This is a genomic window from Marinobacter sp. MIT930201, from assembly GCF_047122665.1.
GTDB classification, from domain to species: domain Bacteria; phylum Pseudomonadota; class Gammaproteobacteria; order Pseudomonadales; family Oleiphilaceae; genus Marinobacter; species Marinobacter salarius.
Window position 1 is genome coordinate 1,694,930 of the sequence record NZ_CP138916.1, and the last position, 17,920, is coordinate 1,712,849.

Below are 17,920 nucleotides of genomic sequence, written 5' to 3' on the forward strand. Positions count from 1 at the left end.
TGTGGCCTTGATTGGATAACGGTCAGTCTGTCGCAGTCACGGTCTGAGCGCCATGACATAACCGGGCAGGAAATTTGATAAAAAATAGCACCCCGGGGCCGCATCGCTGGCAGCCCCGGGGTTTATAACGCGCGGTCAGAGGTTTTTGGCGTCGTCCCGCAGCACGAACTTCTGGATCTTGCCGGTGGAGGTTTTCGGCAGTTCGCTGAACACAATGGTCTTGGGCACTTTGAACTTCGCCAGTCGCTCCCGGCAGAAGGCGATGATGTCGTCTTCGCTGACGTCCCCTGCTTCGGGCTTGAGGGTGACGAAGGCGCAGGGTGTTTCGCCCCACTTTTCGTCCGGCCTTGCCACCACGGCGGCCTCGAGGATGTCGGGATGACGGTAGAGTATGTCCTCCACCTCAATGGTGGAGATGTTCTCGCCGCCGGAAATGATGATGTCTTTCAGGCGGTCCTTGATCTCCGCGTAGCCATCCTCATGCCAGACGGCCAGGTCCCCGGTGTGGAACCAGCCGCCGCGGAATGCCTCTTCGGTGGCTTTGGGGTTTTTCAGGTAACCCTTCATTACTGTGTTGCCGCGCAGGAAGATCTCGCCGATGGTGTTGCCGTCTTTCGGCACTGCTTCCATGGTTTCCGGGTCACCCACCATCATGCCGGCCAGGGTATGGTAGCGAACGCCCTGCCGTGCCTTGATTCTGGCCCGGTCTTCCACCGGCAGGTCATCCCATTCGGATTTCCAGGCGCATACCGTGACCGGTCCGTACACCTCGGTAAGCCCGTAAACGTGGGTCACGCGAAAGCCCATGTTTTCGATGGCTTCGATGACCTTTGCCGGAGGTGCCGCACCTGCGGTCATTGCCTGAACGGTATGGCTGAAGCTGGATTTTGCAGCGTCCGAAGCGCCCAGCAAGGTGTTCAGTACAATAGGCGCACCACACATGTGGCTGACTTTGTGTTCGCTGATCAGCTGCAGGATTTTCTCTGGCTCTACCTTACGCAGGCACACATGGGTGCCTGCAAAGGCAGTGATGGTCCAAGGGAAACACCAGCCATTGCAGTGGAACATCGGCAGTGTCCACAGGTACACCGGATGCATACCCATGGACCACACCGCCTGGTTGCCCATGGCGTTCTCATAGGCACCGCGATGGTGATACACCACGCCTTTCGGGTTACCAGTGGTGCCGGAGGTATAGCACAGCGAAATCGCATCCCATTCATTTTCCGGCATTTGCCAGTCAAAGGCCGGGTCGCCGCTGGCCACGAAAGCGTCGTAATCCAGATCGCTCACCTGGGTTCCGGCACCACTGAATTCGGGGTCGTTGACGTCAATCACCTGTGGCGGGTTGTCGAGCATGCCGACGGCTTCGTTGATGACGTCGCCAAACTCCCGGTCGGCAATCAGCACTTTCGCCTCGCCGTGCTCCAGCATGAAGGCGATGGCTTTGGCATCCAGGCGGGTGTTCAGGGCATTGAGTACTGCCCCCAACATGGGGATGCCAAAATGACACTCCAGCATGGGCGGAATGTTTGGCAGCATGGCAGCAACGGTGTCGCCCTTGCCGACACCTTTGTCAGCCAGCGCGGACGCCAGGCGGCGACAACGCTCGTAGGTCTGCTGCCAGTTGCGGCGTGTGGCACCATGAATCACCGCCGGGTATTCCGGGTACACGCTGGCCGTGCGGGCCAGGAAATCCAGCGGTGTCAGTGTGGCGTTATTGGCGTCGGTTGGCTCTAATCCCTTGTCGAAGATGGAGTTCATACTGGTCTCCTGGTGTTGTTATCCAACACCTGACTATAGGGCACAGCCGACGTTTCAGCGAGCCCCCGTAGCCGTTCGACGGGTATCCGGCTGATCCAGCCGCGCCATTTCCGCCAGCAGCTCAAAGGTCTTTTCCTTCATCAGGGCAATGTCCCCCCGGGACTCCACATTCAGCCGCACCAGCGGCTCCGTGTTCGACATCCGGAGATTGAACCGCCAGCGTTCAAACTCAACACTCAGGCCATCAACGTGTCCCACCGATACAGCATCGGCACCATAGATCTCCTCGATCACCGCGAGCAACCGGGCCGGATCATCCACCGTACGGTTAATCTCACCACTGGCGGGGAAAGCGTCAATGCGGGCGTCGATCAGTGACGATAGCGGCTGCCCGGTCTGGCACAGACGTTCGGCAACCAGAAGCCACGGAATCATGCCGCTGTCGCAGTAGGCGAAGTCCCGGAAGTAGTGGTGGGCGCTCATTTCACCCCCATACAGGGCATCTTCCTCGCGCATGCGCTGTTTGATGAACGCGTGTCCGGTTTTGCTTTCGATGGGCGTTCCGCCAGCCTTTCGGACCAACTCCTGGGTGTTCCAGGTCAGCCGCGGGTCGTGAATGATCTTGCCGCCATCCACCTTCTGCAGGAACTGGTCCGCCAACAGGCCCACGATGTAATAACCTTCGATAAATCGGCCGTTTTCGTCGAAGAAGAAACAACGGTCGTAGTCACCGTCCCAGGCGATCCCCATATCCGCCCCTTCGCGCAGAACCGCCTCGGCGGTGACCGCTCGGTTTTCCTCAAGCAGGGGATTGGGAACTCCGTTCGGAAAGTGCCCGTCCGGTTCGTGATGCAGCCGCACGAAATCAAAGGGCAACCATCGCGACAACGCGTCGATGACCGGGCCCGCACCGCCATTGCCCGCGTTAACCACCACCTTCAGAGGGGTAATCGTGGTGCCATCGATGTATCCCAGCAAATGATGGATATAGTCGGCCTCCACTGAAAGGCTCTCTGAGCGTCCGGGAACGGCGGCATCCATAAACGGCTGGGACACCCTGTCGCGGATGGTATTCAAGCCGTTATCCGAGCTGATGGGGCGCGATTCAAGACCGACCAGCTTCATGCCATTGTGGTCCTTTGGATTGTGACTGGCCGTCACCATGATGCCGCCATCCATGCTGTAATGACTGGTGGCAAAGTAGATCTGCTCGGTACCGCAAAGACCGATGTCATAGACATCCGCCCCGGCCGCCTTGAGCCCGGCAGTCAATGCCGCCGAGATTTCCGGGCTCGATAGCCGGATGTCGTAACCCACCACAACCCGGCGGGCGCTTGTCAGCTCCACATACGCACGTCCGATTCGCTCCGCCAGCTCAGGATTCAACTGCTCGGGAACCTGCCCACGCAGGTCATAGGCTTTAAAACAGGACACGTCCATAACTGTTTCTCCGTCTAACCTTCGATCAATAACGCGGCCCGCTGTGCAGCCACTAACAACTCTGCAAAGCGGGCCGCGTTGGCCCTAGACTTTTTCCGACATCACCGGAATCTGATCTTCCTCCACATCCGGGGTGGGCGCCGCGCGACCGTACCGGTCGTCCAGACGTTCAATGTCATCCTCGCCCAGGTAGGCGCCGGACTGGACTTCAATCAGTTCGAGAGGAATGCATCCGGGGTTAAACAACCGGTGTACCGCTCCGATGGGGATATAGGTCGATTCGTTTTCTGAGAGCAGGAACGTTTCCTCGTCACGGGTCACTTCGGCAGTGCCCTTGACGATGATCCAGTGCTCGGCCCGGTGATGGTGCTTCTGCAACGACAGCTTCTCGCCCGGTTTGACGCTTATGCGCTTCACCTGAAAACGGTTGCCCATATCGATGCTGTCGTAGCTGCCCCAGGGGCGATACACCTGTCGATGTGTGCGGGTTTCCGAGCGTTGGTCACCGTTCAGCCGCTTCACCAGTTTCTTGACGTCCTGCACCTTGTCCTTGTGGGCAACCATCAATGCATCCTTGGTATCGACCACCACCAGGTCTTTCACGCCCAACATGGCCACCAGCTTGTCCGAGGTGTGCACCAGGCAGTTGTCACTGTCTTCCAGGCAGGCGTCGCCCAGAATGGCATTGGCGTTCTCGTCCTTGTCGGTCACATCCCAGATCGTGGACCAGGAGCCAACGTCGCTCCAGCCGGCATCCATGGGCACCAACAAGGCTTTCGATGTTTTCTCCATCACCGCGTAGTCAATGGAATCGTCCGGGCAATGCTCGAATATCTCCGACGGAATACGGGTGAAGTCCATGTCCCGCTCCAGGCTTCGGGCGGCCAGAAGACAGGTGTCGTAAATGTCCGGGCTGTGTTTTTTCAGTTCCGCCAGGTAGCTGTCGGCTCGGAACGTGAACATGCCGCTATTCCAGTAGTAACCACCGGCAGACAGCAGCGCGGCGGCTTTTTCGGCGTCCGGCTTCTCGATGAAGCGGGACACCGGCCGGGCAGCACCGGGGGCTTCCCCGGACTGGCCGGCAGCGATATAGCCGTAGCCGGTTTCCGGCCGGGTTGGCGTAATGCCAAACAGCACCAACCCTCCGGACCTGGCGGCTTCCTGCCCCTGGGCAACAGCCCGCTGGAACGCCTCGACATTTTCAATGGCATGATCCGCGGGCAACACCAGCATGATGGCTTTGGGATCTTTTCGCGCCACTTCGATAGCGGCCATCGCGACCGCCGGGGCGGTGTTGCGGCCAAACGGCTCCAGCAGTATCGACAACGGTTGACGGCCTATGGCCTCCAACTGCTCTTTGACAATAAAGCGGTGCTCATCGTTGGCCACCACAACCGGCGACTCGGCGTCGTCGACCGGCAGCCGGCACAGAGTTTCCTGCAACATACTTTGTTCCCCCACCAATGGGAGGAACTGCTTGGGATAGGCCTGGCGCGAGAGGGGCCAAAGCCGTGAACCGTTACCACCTGAGAGTATGACTGGAATCATCGTTCTGCTCCTTTGCTCTACAAAGACGTACCACAGGGACGTCCGTTGGCGTATTAATCTGGACCCTTGAACCAGGGCCCGTTAGAACCGTTTACTTAGGGTGATGTTGCTGGGTGGATCCGGCTGCGCGCCCTCGGGCCACAGCGGGTTAATGCCGTACAGATAGGAAATATCGCCACCCAGACGGGTGGATTTCATCGGCCGAAGTTCATCCAGAAAGGCGGGCATTCCCTCAACAGGTCCCCAGGCGGCCTGCCAGGGTTCCATCCAGGCCAGGGACCAGGCCTTATAAAGCCCGTCGACAATCTGCTCGTCTCCGGTGATGTCTTCAATTCGTTCCGGATCATCCAGCCCCGCGACGACATTTCCGGCCATTTTCGTAAACTGATCCTGGTAACGCTCATAAACAGAGTTGCCATTGACCTCGGCAAACAGCGCGATCATGGTCAGGGGCTGCATGGCGTAGTTCATGTATTCCAAGGCCCGGGTTTCCCGGCTGAGTTCCTTGGGCAGGTAACCGTCCTCATTGATCTGCCCCATGGCTTCATCGAACTTGGCCAGCGACCAGTTCCAGTCGTCGCAGTCCTGGGTTGCCACCGATGCCGACATCACGGCCCAGGCGGCCCAGTAATCATGGTTGTTGACCTTCTTGGCTTCTCGGTCCGTATAGTAATCGCGGACCCCGTCGCTCAGGCGCAGGAACCAGTCTTCAATTCGGCGCGCCCGCTCCAGGTCCATGGCGGCCTCCGGCGCCGACGTCCACATCCTGAGATAGGCGTTCGCAGCGGCTGCCAGTGCCCATTTGCGTACCGCCTGACCGACGTGATTGATGTCATCCGTCAACAGGGCATCCGATGATGCCCACGCGTCGAGGTTGTCCAATACGCAATCCAGCGCTTCGGGGCCATCACCATCAACCTGGTAGTCATCGGCGGCAGCGATAACAGCCTTCTCGAAATCACGCACGTTGCTGGTGGCCTTCTTGTACTCTTCATAGGCCTGCTTGTTCAGATTGTTGCGAGCGCTGTCACTGCCCTTGTACTTACTGGTCAGCGACAGCGAGCCGACGTGCGGCTCCACCCGCTCGCAGTCGTAGTCACCGCCATCCTTGTCTTCCGGCGTCTGGTAATAGCCCACCGGAGCACGCAGTTGTCCGTTCAGGCACTGCCCGGCGTGAACGCTACTCACACCAAAGACGGCGGTTATCGCCGCAGACAGCAGCACCCGGCCCCATTGTCGATGTTCAGAGCGTTGTTGGATTCGCATAACCATCCTCTCTATGCGTTGGATGAATGTGCGTCAGATGTCCTGACGGCGACAGATTTTCGTGGTTACCGTTAAGCCTTCCGAGACCTGCTCCGGTTTCAGCGCGAGGTCCAGCGACATGAACATTTCATCGTTCCAGTTCGGCCCTTCCGGGAGCTCGAAGACAAACCGGCCAGGGGTTTCAACCCGATCGCCGTACTCCATATCCACGCGGTCCTTGCGCCCGAACACGTACCAGATGAAGGCATCAACCTCTTTCACCCCCGGGTCACTGAACTGCAGGTCGACGACGTATTCGTTGCTCGGCATTTCGATGAACTGTCCACCGCCGTTGTAGAGCACTTCGGTGGTCCCGGCCTTGACCGGCGTGGTTTTCTGCAACACCGGCTCCTGGCTCTCACAGGCACCACTGATCATCGGTGTGACCTGCCGATAGAACTCCGCACTGTCGAGGTTGTGGTAACCGGGCACCTCCCAGATCATGATCTTGGGTGGCGACTCCCGGAAGTTGTCGGAAAGCAGGTACTCGTACATGGATCCGTCGTAGCTGCCGCCTGCAACGGCAACGTTGAGCACTTCCACACCCAGGAACTCCTGCAGCGCACCGACGAAGTTGTAGTCCTGAGCGCCCTTGCTGTTACTGGTGCCGACCAGCGTTATCGATGGCAACTCCTGGTCGCCAAACAGGGCGCTGGCTTCAGCGGACTGGCCGGTGCCGGAGGATTCCGTGCGAAATTCGTCCACGTACTGCGAGCCGTATTCGAAGCCGCATATCCGTTTAACCGCGTCCTGAAGCGACCCGTCTTTTCGGATCAACCCGGACCGACGAGTCACGAATTCATGCTGCGACAGCGACTGATAGGCCGGCATGTCCTTGATTCGCTCCGCCACGACCTCCGCGGTCCGTCGCGCACCATACGGAGTCCAGTGGTGATCCCGTTTAAAGAAGAAGGCGTCTTCACGTGTTTCTTCGTCCAGAAGCGGCGTCAAATCCGGAACCACCAGCCCTGCCTGACGAAAACGCATCAACGCGTCAGCGTAGTTTTTACGAGCCACGTTCCAACTGAACGGTACCGGCGATGTCGCGGGCAGATGATTGGGATGGACCAGGCCTTTTGTAGGCTGGAACACCATCACCAATTCGGTACCGGTGGTTTCTTTCAGGTGCCTGGCAAAGCGCTTCAGGTGTTTCAGGCCTTCCAGATTCGGCCCGAACTGCTCCACCAGCTCCGCTTCCGAACGGAACAGCCAGCCGTCTTTGCCCTGGACCAGCATCTTGAAATTCTTCAGATAACCGGTGTCGTAGCTGGATGGGTATGCCGTGAGTGGGCACAAGTCACAACAGCGCTCAATATTGTACTCCGGCAGCTCGGCGGCGCTGGCCTTTACGCCCGCGACACTGAGCAGCCCGAGCGCAACCAGCGCCCATAACCCACGGCCTCTGAACACCTGCTTCATACCGACGTATCCACTCGGTTTTCAGCGACAACCAGCCTGGGTTCGCCACCCACATCAATCGCAAACACGCTGAATACCTTGCCGCGCTGTAGGTTCACCTCACTCGTGGTGGCCAGCGCTTTGTCACTCTGAAAAGCGCCCAGCGCAATGCTGACGGCATTGATCTCGCGATTAGCCACATCAAGGGAGCCCACTGCATCAATCACGGCTACTTTGCCGTCGGACGTTTTCAAAGTGACCCCGCCATTGCTGGTCAGGTTATAGAATGAAAGCAGCGCCTTGCGAGGGTTGTCGAAGGCGACATCCTTCATCACTTTCATCTCACCGGAATCCAGTACAACCACGGTGTAGAACTCGTTCTTTTTCATGTTGACGGACGTCTTCTGACCGGCAACGTCCACCTGATAGTTACCCTCAGAAAGGTAGATGTAGGGGCTCGCCTCCAATGGCGACACTTCCTTGATCACCTTGTCGCCCACCGAAGCGCGGGCGATGGCGCCGCTGGCATCCGCGTTCACCACGCGAATGAAAGCCGCCCCGTCCGGTGCCTCCGCGGCATAAAGCGCGTCCTCGCCGGCCTGGGCCATGTTCATGGAGACCAGCAAACTGCTGATCAGGGCAAAAAAAGCGGTATGCATCAGTGCTCTCATTTTCATCATCCTCAGGGGTTGGTTTCAGAACGGCTAGCCGCGTGTGCGGTCAGCGTCTTGTCGGCCTGGCGGAACCACGCCTGAGCCTGTTCAGACTCCAGTGGCTGCGCCAGGTAACGCTCGGGAAATTCCCAGATCACCAGTTGTGGCGGCTGATCCCGGAAATCGGAAGAATTCAGGTAATCGATCATCGGTACGATAGGCCCGTCGCCTTCTTCGGCCACGTTGATCAGGTCCTGACCAAGATGCTTTCGCAAGGCACCGGGAAAATCCCACTGCTCATTGGCGCTGTAACTTGTACCGACCAGCACGGTGTTGGTGGCGCCATCGTCAAACAGGGCGCTGGCGTTCGCCTGGCCGTCGTTTTGAGCGCGCGTTGTTCTTGGTTCCAGCTGGTCAGGCGCAGGGCCGAAGTCGGTAAATGCCGGTTCCACCGGAATGTAATTGAGCAAGTCACCCCGGTGCTGGACCGGTTGGGCAATCGATGTCATAAAGCTCTGTTCACCCCAGGACAAACCATTGAAGCGGTCGCGGATAAATTCGGCAGCGCCCTCCGCGTATAGGTTTGCGCCAGTCGGCGACCAGTGGGTGTCGGTTCTCAGGAACACCGGTTCACCACGGTGCTGTGCCTGCTCCAACAGCGGTTTGAGTTCCGGCGCGGGAATGCCCGCCGTTGCCAGCGACTGCTGGAACCGGTTGTACAGTGACATCATCATCGGTTCCGGCTTTGTACTGCCCAGCTTGTCCGAATGGATTCGGGCCTTGGCGGGCACCACCAGCACAACCAGTGGAACGCCCTCGGCCAACAGATAGTCGGCGACGCGCTGAACACGACCCAGGTTGCGGTCGACCACCTCGCCGTCACGGCTGGCCGGGTAGATTTCCTCGTCGGTGAACAGCCACTCATCCTGCCCCACGACAACGCCTTTCCGGCCCTCGTCAAAGAGCGTGTAGTTGATCGCGGCCCAGAGATTGGTTCCCAGATCCTTCGCCGGGAACTGATCGTCGTAATGGCTCTCCAGGTTTCGGGCCAATTCACCGTTGACCGGGCTCAGCCCTGTTTCGGCCTGGTAACCCAGCAAGGGCCGCAAGGACAGCACACCCAGAACCAGGACCAGCGCGATGAAGAGAAAAGCCGTGATTCGTGCAGACGTTTTAGTCATCAGATCCACCCTCAGAACTGGAAATACAGGAACGGTGAGAAACTCTCAGCGGACAGCTTCAACACGGCGAGCGCAAACACCGGTACCAGCAACGGCGCGGCGGCAGACCGCCAGCCGGACAGGACAGGGCCAACGTCACGATGCCCGAGCCGATCCTTCAGCCCCATCATCGCGATCACTCCGAAAGCCACTACCAGGATCGCCAGATTCAGGTCCCGAATGCCCTGGACAAAGACATCACTCAGGCCGGCACCGTCGAAACTGAACATCGCACCGTAGAAGCCGAAGGCCTCGGTGAGCGTGCTGGCCCTGAAGGTGACCCAGCCCAGCATCACGAACAGGAAGGTCAGCGCCCACCGGAAAAACCGGAACCCGGACGGGCTGCCCGACACACCCAGCGCCCTTTCCACTGACAGCAACAGACCGTGCCAGGCACCCCACAACAGGAACGTCCAGTTGGCGCCGTGCCAGAGGCCACCGAGCAACATGGTGAGCAGCAGGTTGCGATAGGTTTTGACAGTACTGTTGCGGTTGCCGCCCAGGGGGATGTACAGGTAATCCCGCAGCCAGGTGGACAGGCTGATATGCCAACGACGCCAGAACTCGGTAATGCTCTGGCTGATGTAGGGCTGGTTGAAGTTCTCGTTAAACCGGAAGCCCATCATCAGACCCAGGCCGATGGCCATATCAGAGTAGCCGGAAAAGTCGAAATACAGCTGCGCGGTGTACGCCAGAATGCCCAGCCAGGCATCCGCCGTACTGGGATCAGACAGCGCAAAGGCGCTGTCCGCCAGCGGTGCTATCGAGTCGGCGATAAAGACTTTCTTGATGAAGCCCTGCATGAACCTGAACGCACCCTCACCGAATTTTTCCATGGTATGGGTGCGGTAGGTGAATTGGTCCGCCAGGTCCTTGTAACGTAGAACCGGCCCGGCAATCAGCTGGGGGAACAACGCAATGAAGGCCGCGAAATCAATAAACCGCCGGGTCGGTTCCGTATCCCCTCGATAGACATCCACCACGTAGGAAATGGCCTGGAAGATGTAGAAGGAAATGCCGATGGGCAGGATGATATTCGCCAGTTCCAGCGGCTGACTGCCGGCGCTGACCAGCAGGTTGTTCAAGCTGTCGACACCAAAGTTGGCGTACTTGAAGTAGCCGAGCGTCGCCAGGTCACCACCAACACCAATGGCAACCCACTTGCGGGCATTCGCGGTGCCAATGCCGGCGCGGTGTATTGCCAGACCGATGAAATAGTTCCAGAAGGTCACGGCCACGAACAGCAACAGGAAATCCACCCGCCACCAGGCATAGAAGGCGTAGCTGCCGATCAGGATAACCAGTGAGCGGTGCCTGAACGGTGTCAGGTAATACAACCCCAGAAAGGCGGGCAGGAACAGAAACAGGAAGATATTGGATGAAAAAACCATGTCAGTTCTCCGCCTGCGTAACCTGGCCCGACACCACAGCCTTGGGCTCTATGAATACTGCACGCCCCTGGTTCCGTAGTGCGTCAAAAATCTGCATCTGGTATTTGCCAAGCACACCCTCGAAGTGGATCCCCACGTCTGACCTGGGGAATCGCATTCCAACGTCATAAATTGCGATGTAAGCAGGGTTGTCGGTCGACAGGGGACCGCTGGCGTTGGAGGCTAGTTCGCCGCCCACCACGTTCATCGACACCTCGTAGGAGTAGAAGTCTTCTTTGAAATTACGGTCGGTGGCGGACAGGTCTTTCAACTGGCCATAAATACCCCAGGTACCGTTGAGCACCGCAACGTTGTGGTAGACATTCACATTGCTGCTGTTTCTGACCCGGATGCCATTGCGCAGATTGTTCATCAACCGGTTGCCCCAGAGCAGGTTGTCCGGCGACTCGTAGAGCCCGATTCCGTCACCCTGGTTGTCATAGGAAACGTTATTGGCCACCACGTTGTTGCTGCTCTGGCGGTCCAGCACGATGCCGGATAGCCCGTTGTCATAGCTACGGTTGCCAACAATCCAGCTGTTATTTACCTCGCGGGAGATGATGATGCCGTGCTTCTCACGGGTGCCATAAACCTCGTTGTTGGCAATCAGCAGTCGGCTGGAGTAGTCATGAGGGTCGATGCCGTAAACAACGTTATTGCGATAGACGTTATCGACGATGGCAACGTCTTCCGCCTCATAGCAGTAGAACCCGTAGTAGAGATCCTCGAAGGTGGATTCCACCAGCCAGGCATGGGGCGCGCTGCGCTGCAGGCGGGCGTTGTCGTACTCGGAATACTGGGCCACCGTGAAGCCGTAGGATTTACTCTGGAGATAACCCAGATTTGCCATGGTGGTGCCGAGAATAAAGTTCTCGCTACCGCCCCAGCCCACATAGAACGGGCGGAAGTTGCCTTTCTTCTGGAACGTGGCCGGGCCATTGGCCTCCTCGCGCCACCCAATAATCTTGCTGTCAATGGCAAACAGCCAGCCGTCGTTGGCAATAAACGAACCACGCTCCTCCGACAGCCGCAGGGTCTCATCGCGCAGAACCAGGGTGGCCTCTTGTTTGACCGCCAGCGGCAAACGAATGATGTAAGTACCATCGCCGACCTGTTCCATGTAGCGACGATCATTCACCTGCCGATAGACATCCTCCAGCGTCACCTTCCCGCTGTTAACCATAATCGCCTGAGGATGTGAAAACTGACGGATCACCCACTCGCGCGCCCGCCCTTCGTCCACGAAATCCCCCAGTGCACTGACCCCGCCCATACGTTCCACCGTTACATTCGGCGCGGAATCCTGCCGACCGGCAAGCTTTGCCTCGATGGCGTCACGGCTATAAGCCGACACATCGGGCAGTTCCGGCTCCGGCAAGTACAGTTCCTCACCGGGCTTTATCTCGATGTCGTAGTCTTCCATCAGGGGCGCAATCGCCGGCGGTGGGGTCGCCGTTCTGCCAGCGCCAGCATTGCCTGCGGCGACACCCTGCACAGGCAGTGTCAGTGTGGTGATCAGCAGGCTCAGGACCCACATGCTTTCTCGGGCTATCATGAGCTCTCCTCAGAACCGCTTCGAAACATCCACAACCACCCGATGCCTGGCATCAGCATCGTCACCATAGGCATCACCCGGCATGAAAACGCCGCCACGGAAACGCACATCAAACGCCGCCCAGGACGTTGAAGCACTGTCGCCGTAGTAGCCCAGCACCAAGTCCACCGACTGCCCGAGATCGTCACTGCTGCCGGTAAAACCGGGCTCGACCAGGTCGGAGCGCACGGTGCCGTTTTCATCACTCAGCCAGTAACGGTGATACAGCAGGTTGGCGTCCCAGGTGTCGCGGTCAGATAGCGCAGTATAGAGCGTGAACACCTTTAAGTTGGTCCATTCGGGCTGAATGGCCTCGCCAAAACGCTGAACCTGGGAACGGGTGCCGGTAAACCGTGAGCGGTTGCTTTCCAGGCTGGTTTGCCGGAAGGCGTCACTTTCGCCCGGCCCACCGCCACCGGACGCAACGGCACCGTGAGCACCGACAACCCAGCGGGGCGTATCCAGCAGTTGGGCACGCGCGCCCAGGTCCGCCGCCCAACCGGAGACATCGCGTTCACGATCACTGAAGCCACTGGGCGCACTGGGGTCTGTACCGATCACAGTGTCCGTACCATTCACTGCCGCAACCGATGCGAAATACTGAAACGCATCGTGGGAGTGCCAATCGAAATAACTTCGGTCCGCCTGGATGGCCGTCCAGGTCAGCGAATCGGTAAAGCTGTCATCCAGGGTCTGCCCTCGCGCCGCATACTCGTCAGCCTGACTGCCATAACCCTGCCCATGCGTGGCCAGAAAACCCAGATAGTGCCCTTTCCGCCATTGCCAGCGCGTGTGGACAAACATGCGAGCGATGTCTTGCTCATAACCCTGAAGTTCGTTGGTGTCGGTTCGCAACTCAGCGAACTTCTGGGCAACACCCACCGTGGCGTCAAGCAGCGATGTATTGAAGATCCAGCGTGTGAGGGTAATGTCGTCGTCCCACCATATACCGCTGTTTTCCTTAAGCCGCTCACGGCCAAAGCGAATCGACTCGCCGGGATAGTCACTCAGGCCGTTGTAATCCAGCCAGGCCTCACGGAGCGCAAAAAAGCCATCGGTCGTGGTGCCGCCGATTTCGTCGCTGACGTCTACCTGACCGGTTGCGCCAAACGCCTGCAGGCGCAGTTTTGAGCGCCAGTGCGGAGACAACTGCCAGACCCACTCGGGTTTGATATCAAGCCCGGCCTCATTGGACTTGGTCTCACCATTGGGGCCCAGCCCAAGACGGCGATCACCTTCGCTGATAAAGCTCAGCTTGGATTTCACGTTCTGCTCAACCAGCCGTGGGTAACTCTGGTTGGCTTCAGCTTCTGCCATTGACTGCGCCACAGCGGGCGCCGCACCCAGTGAAACCAGGCAACTGACAGAGAGCGCCAGGAGAGTTAATCGATCATTCTTTATAAGCTGCATTGAGCTTATCCTCCTTGTTTCGTGGTCTTTGCGGGGCCCGAAGCACCCTCGGCCATCATCTGGCGACGTGCAGCACGTTCCTGCTGGTACAGAGCTTCAGCTCTTTCTTCGGTGTGCTTTGGCAGGGTCAACACCATGTCCACCATCAGTTCCTTCGCGCGTTCAACACCGCCTTCCACGGCCAGCAACGCGAAACTCCAGGCGTAAACCCGGTTGACCTCGATCCCCTTTGCCTCCCAGAACAACTCCGCGAGGGCGTAATCCGCTTTTGGAAACCCCCTGCGCGCAGCGGCCAGAAGGTGATGTTTGGCCTTCTCCGGATCTGGCTCCCCGAGATAGCCACGCTTGTAGATGCGCCCGAGCAGGTATTCCGCCGAGGGGTATTTTTCACGCGCTTCCATGGCGTACTCGATCGCCTTCTTCGGATCGGTCGGCACAATGCGGCCTCGCTCATAGGCCCGGGCCAGTGACAGCGACGCCTTCAGGTCACCATTGGCTCGCGCCTCCCGAAGCATCTCGATAACGACCTTCGGTTCAGCGAGGTAGTTGTTCTCCATGATCAACTTGGCGCGCGCCGTCAGGGCGGGCACGTAGTCGGGCGTCAACATCTGGTAGAGTTCGTTGGTGGCAGCCACCTGTTTTTGCGGGGTTTCGTCGTCCGACAACCACCGCGCGAACAGGTACAGATCGCGATCTTCAATACTGCCCTGCTCCCAGGCCTGCTTGGCCCGGTCAACAAGTGCCTTCAGATCCTCACTCCGGCCGTCAACCAGATACACTCTGGCGAGCAGTTGGAAGCATTCGGGCTGGGCCTCGGCAATGGGCGCGCACAGCCCTTCAATTTCATCCGTGTGGCTTTCGAACTGGTCCGTCAGCAGGTAGTAGCGAGCCAGAGCCACGTCACCTTTGGGATCGCCGGCTTCCCGCGCCTGCTGAATCAGCTCAAGCGGTTTGCCGTTGGGGAACTCCCGGGGGAAATGGATGTACAGGTTGATCAACGGGATCAACGCCGTCTTATCACCTTCCGCAAGCGCTTTGCGCAGGTAACGGGCGCCATTGGCCCGCTGCTCCGGGGTTTCCCCTTCCCGCGCATTCATCTTGCCTATCCTGATAGCAGCTCGTTCACTACCCTGCTCCGCGGCCTTCCTGTACCAATCCAGCGCCTTCTGGCGTGCTTCCGGTGTGTCCTGCGCACCATAAAGATCCCCCAGCTCCACCTGGGCGTCCGCCAGGCCAAACTTCGCCAGCTTTTCCAACTGCGCCCGGGCCTCCTGAACGTCACCTTCGGCAGCAGCCTTCTCAGCCCGCTGAATGTCGGGCAGGTTGCCGCAACCAGACAGCACCAGAGTGAACAGACCGGCAATGCACGCTACTCGCTTCATGCTCCGCAACTCCCTCAACCTTCCGAAAACCGTTCAACAACCTTCTGCAGGCTCGGCATCCGGAACTGGTCGACCGTGACACCAATGGGGCGTCCGATTGCTTCAATCGGCAGCGGTTCGGCGGATTCGATAGACGCACTGATAACGTCAACCAGCCCGCCCTGAGCCTGGGAGTTCACATACAGCGACGTAATGTGCCCGGTCTGTTCCTTGCCGTTGGGGAGCCGCAATATCACCTGCTGCCCTTCTTCGAGCTTTTCACCCTGGTTAAACGGGAAGTTGGCAACAACGTGGGCGGACGAGTCCATCGGCGCCATAACCGCAAGCTGCTCACCCTTGCTCATGTACTGGTCTTCCGCCGGCCTCATGTTCACCACCTTGCAGTCACAGGGGCTGGTGATCGTTCCCCGAACCCGCTGGTCCAACAGCTCTTCGATCTGGCCGACGCTGTAGTTGCCCTCTCCAACCAGGTCATTCACATAAGACATCATGGGCGCGTCAAAAGTAGCGATAGCCTCGCCCGCCTTAACCTCCTGCCCAGGCTTGACCAGCGTTGTGACCTTGGCGTCTTTGGGAATCCGCAGGGGAATCTGCTCCGACGCCACCATGGCGGACTCCGCCTTGGTTACGAAGTAGATGTCCCACAGCTCGGAGACCACAAAGCTGATCGCAAACAGACCTATCAACATCACGATCAGGCTTCCGACCATGGCGCGAAGCTTGCCGAAGAATCCAAGGTCATTGCTGCCCTTGCCTTTGCGGGCCTTGGTGAAGTTTTCGCGGGACAGCGTGTTGAGCACATCGCCGGCGGAAACCACTTCACCGCTGAGGAATGCGGTAATGAGGTATCTCAGGGCGGAAACCTCCCGGGCTCCCAGATCCTGAAACTCACACCCACAGCGATCATTCATCGAATCGAAACTGCGCGGGACAAAGTTCACGTCAATGGCAAGATCAAAGCCGTCAACCTTGAACACCAGGCGACCCTTGTAGACCCGGCCCTGACGAAACGACTCCAGGCCCGTGTTGACACTGAACCCACCGGCCGAAAGATCGGCCACTGGAAAGTTGTGGGTTGAGCCACCAAGGTTTACAAACAGCTTGGCCGGAATTCTTACCCGGGCATACTGTCGCTGTGCCTCGGATTCATGGACAAACTGCGGTTCAATATCTGCCCTACTTGCTGCCATATTCATTGCTTTGATCCTTGTGTGTTGTCCCAACGATGATTGGTGTACATAAGAAAAACTCCCCTTGCGCTATACCAGCTTCATCACCACCGCCAGAAAGACACTGCCTGCGGATATCGTCATCACTCTTGATGACCAACGGTTCATGCGTTGTTGGAAAGACGCGTTGTTCGCGCTGAACCGGGTTTTCTGGCGTGTCCACGACTGTCGGTCGAGCCGGAAAAAGACATAGATTTTCACCAGCGAGCCGAAGATCTGGTTGAAATAGAGAATGCACGGATAGGCTGGCCCGACCGAGTGTCCGGTAGTGATAAGCAGCAACGTCAGCACCAAACGGGTAAGCCCAATCCAAAGCAGGTAGGCCACCAGCACAATACCGGAGTACTTGATGGACGCGACGATAGCCGCAGTCAGCCCCAGGATGCTGGTCCACATTGAAATGCGCTGGTCATAAAGCACGTACCAGGTAAACCATCCAAGGCGCCGGGGGCCAAGCTTGGTAGCCCGTGAATTCTGCCGCAGGGAGTTGCCATACCAGCGAAACATCAGCTGACGGGCAGAACGGATAAAGCTGGGATCAGGTGGATGCTCCACTGTGCGAATCGTGGCGTCCGGCACATAGAAGGTGTCGTACCCCAGGCGCATCATGCTGAACCAGCTGGACTTGTCATCGCCGGTCAGAAAGCGGAATTCGCCCAGCCGCCAGTGCTTCAGGGAGTCATACTCCACGTCGCTGATGAACTCCGGGCGCGTAACCACGCTGGCCCGGAATACCGACATGCGACCGGTGAGCGTCAAAACCCGATACGACAGCCCCATCGAGCACATATTCATGTGGCGCTGGGCGAACCTCAGCTTGTGCCATTCAGACATCAGATAGCTGCCGCGCACCTCGCAAAACTCGTTGGTAGTCAGCGCGCCGATGTTCGGCATCAACCGGAAGTAAGGGGCGGTTTTACGTACCACTCCGGGTTCCAGCACGGTATCGCCGTCCACCACGGCCACCACGGCATTCTCGTCAGGCAGATCCCGTGAAATGGCACGAAAGCCGTACGCCAGACCATCCCGCTTACCGGTCCCCGGAATGCGCACAATCTTGAGCCTGATGTGGCTGGGTGGGTCAAGCTTCCGCCACATTGCCCGCATGAGCATTTCATCGGAAAGCTCCACCACCGATGCCACCACCGTTGTCGGCCAACCACACTCAACCGCTTCGCGGATAATAGAGTTGTAAACCATGGCCGTGGTGTCGGCATCGATACGGAAACTGGTCACCATCAGATAGACATGGGACGGAGCGGCGTCTTCGCCCAACGCCTTTGCCCGGCGCCGAATCTTGGGGAATGCCCATTTAAGGAAATACATCGCACGCAAAAAGTGGATAAACCCAACGGAGTACCGCCAGATACCAATCACCCCGATGACCAGGAGGAAGTGGGCGCCGCCCCTCACCGTGTAGGTAGTGGGCAAAGAGATCGCCAACGCCCCGAGTACGGAGAGAAAAAGCAGCCAACCGCCTGTTCTGGACACTATGTTGTCTGAGATATAAGACATGCCGTCCGTTCCTGAAATAACATTCCGTGCGT

13 protein-coding genes are annotated in these 17,920 nt (G+C 58.4%); all 13 read right to left on the reverse strand.

All coding sequences use genetic code 11. The features are described 5' to 3' along the window. Positions 1-135: 135 nt before the first annotated feature. Entirely contained in the window at positions 136-1,764 is a 1,629-nt protein-coding gene (locus SIC19_RS07905) for an acyl-CoA synthetase (RefSeq protein WP_126810713.1), read from the reverse strand. 54 nt (positions 1,765-1,818) lie between these two features. Continuing rightward, complete coding sequence (locus SIC19_RS07910) at positions 1,819-3,204, reverse strand: phosphomannomutase (protein WP_127402268.1); 1,386 nt, start codon at positions 3,202-3,204, stop codon at positions 1,819-1,821. Between the two features lie 84 nt (positions 3,205-3,288). Beyond that, the gene (locus tag SIC19_RS07915; protein WP_127402269.1) at positions 3,289-4,752 is read right to left on the reverse strand and encodes a mannose-1-phosphate guanylyltransferase/mannose-6-phosphate isomerase; all 1,464 of its coding nucleotides are present in this window, start codon (positions 4,750-4,752) and stop codon (positions 3,289-3,291) included. 81 nt (positions 4,753-4,833) lie between these two features. Then, positions 4,834-6,018, reverse strand: coding sequence for an alginate lyase family protein (locus SIC19_RS07920; RefSeq protein ID WP_185906479.1), 1,185 nt, complete (start codon positions 6,016-6,018; stop codon positions 4,834-4,836). A 33-nt stretch (positions 6,019-6,051) separates the two neighbouring features. Further along, a complete protein-coding gene (locus SIC19_RS07925; RefSeq protein ID WP_127402271.1) occupies positions 6,052-7,476 on the reverse strand; it encodes an alginate O-acetyltransferase AlgX-related protein in 1,425 nt (474 codons plus the stop codon). Next, a complete protein-coding gene (locus SIC19_RS07930; RefSeq protein ID WP_185906480.1) occupies positions 7,473-8,126 on the reverse strand; it encodes an alginate O-acetyltransferase AlgF in 654 nt (217 codons plus the stop codon). Before SIC19_RS07930 ends, SIC19_RS07925 begins: the two co-directional genes overlap by 4 nt. Before the next feature lie 11 nt (positions 8,127-8,137). Beyond that, positions 8,138-9,289 carry an alginate O-acetyltransferase gene (locus tag SIC19_RS07935; protein WP_127402273.1) on the reverse strand — a complete coding sequence of 384 codons (1,152 nt, stop codon included), beginning with the start codon at positions 9,287-9,289 and terminating at the stop codon, positions 8,138-8,140. A gap of 11 nt (positions 9,290-9,300) precedes the next feature. Then, entirely contained in the window at positions 9,301-10,719 is a 1,419-nt protein-coding gene (locus tag SIC19_RS07940; protein WP_127402274.1) for an MBOAT family O-acyltransferase, read from the reverse strand. A gap of 1 nt (position 10,720) precedes the next feature. Beyond that, positions 10,721-12,313 (reverse strand): right-handed parallel beta-helix repeat-containing protein, encoded by a 1,593-nt coding sequence (locus tag SIC19_RS07945; RefSeq protein WP_127402275.1) that lies wholly within the window; start codon positions 12,311-12,313, stop codon positions 10,721-10,723. Between the two features lie 9 nt (positions 12,314-12,322). Then, a complete protein-coding gene (locus SIC19_RS07950; protein ID WP_127402276.1) occupies positions 12,323-13,762 on the reverse strand; it encodes an alginate export family protein in 1,440 nt (479 codons plus the stop codon). Between the two features lie 5 nt (positions 13,763-13,767). Beyond that, a complete protein-coding gene (locus SIC19_RS07955; RefSeq protein WP_127402277.1) occupies positions 13,768-15,144 on the reverse strand; it encodes a tetratricopeptide repeat protein in 1,377 nt (458 codons plus the stop codon). Between the two features lie 14 nt (positions 15,145-15,158). Beyond that, positions 15,159-16,340 carry a PilZ domain-containing protein gene (locus SIC19_RS07960; protein WP_051946516.1) on the reverse strand — a complete coding sequence of 394 codons (1,182 nt, stop codon included), beginning with the start codon at positions 16,338-16,340 and terminating at the stop codon, positions 15,159-15,161. A gap of 63 nt (positions 16,341-16,403) precedes the next feature. After that, positions 16,404-17,888: a glycosyltransferase family 2 protein gene (locus tag SIC19_RS07965; RefSeq protein WP_041334401.1), complete on the reverse strand. Its 1,485-nt coding sequence runs from the start codon at positions 17,886-17,888 to the stop codon at positions 16,404-16,406. Between the last annotated feature and the right edge of the window lie 32 nt (positions 17,889-17,920).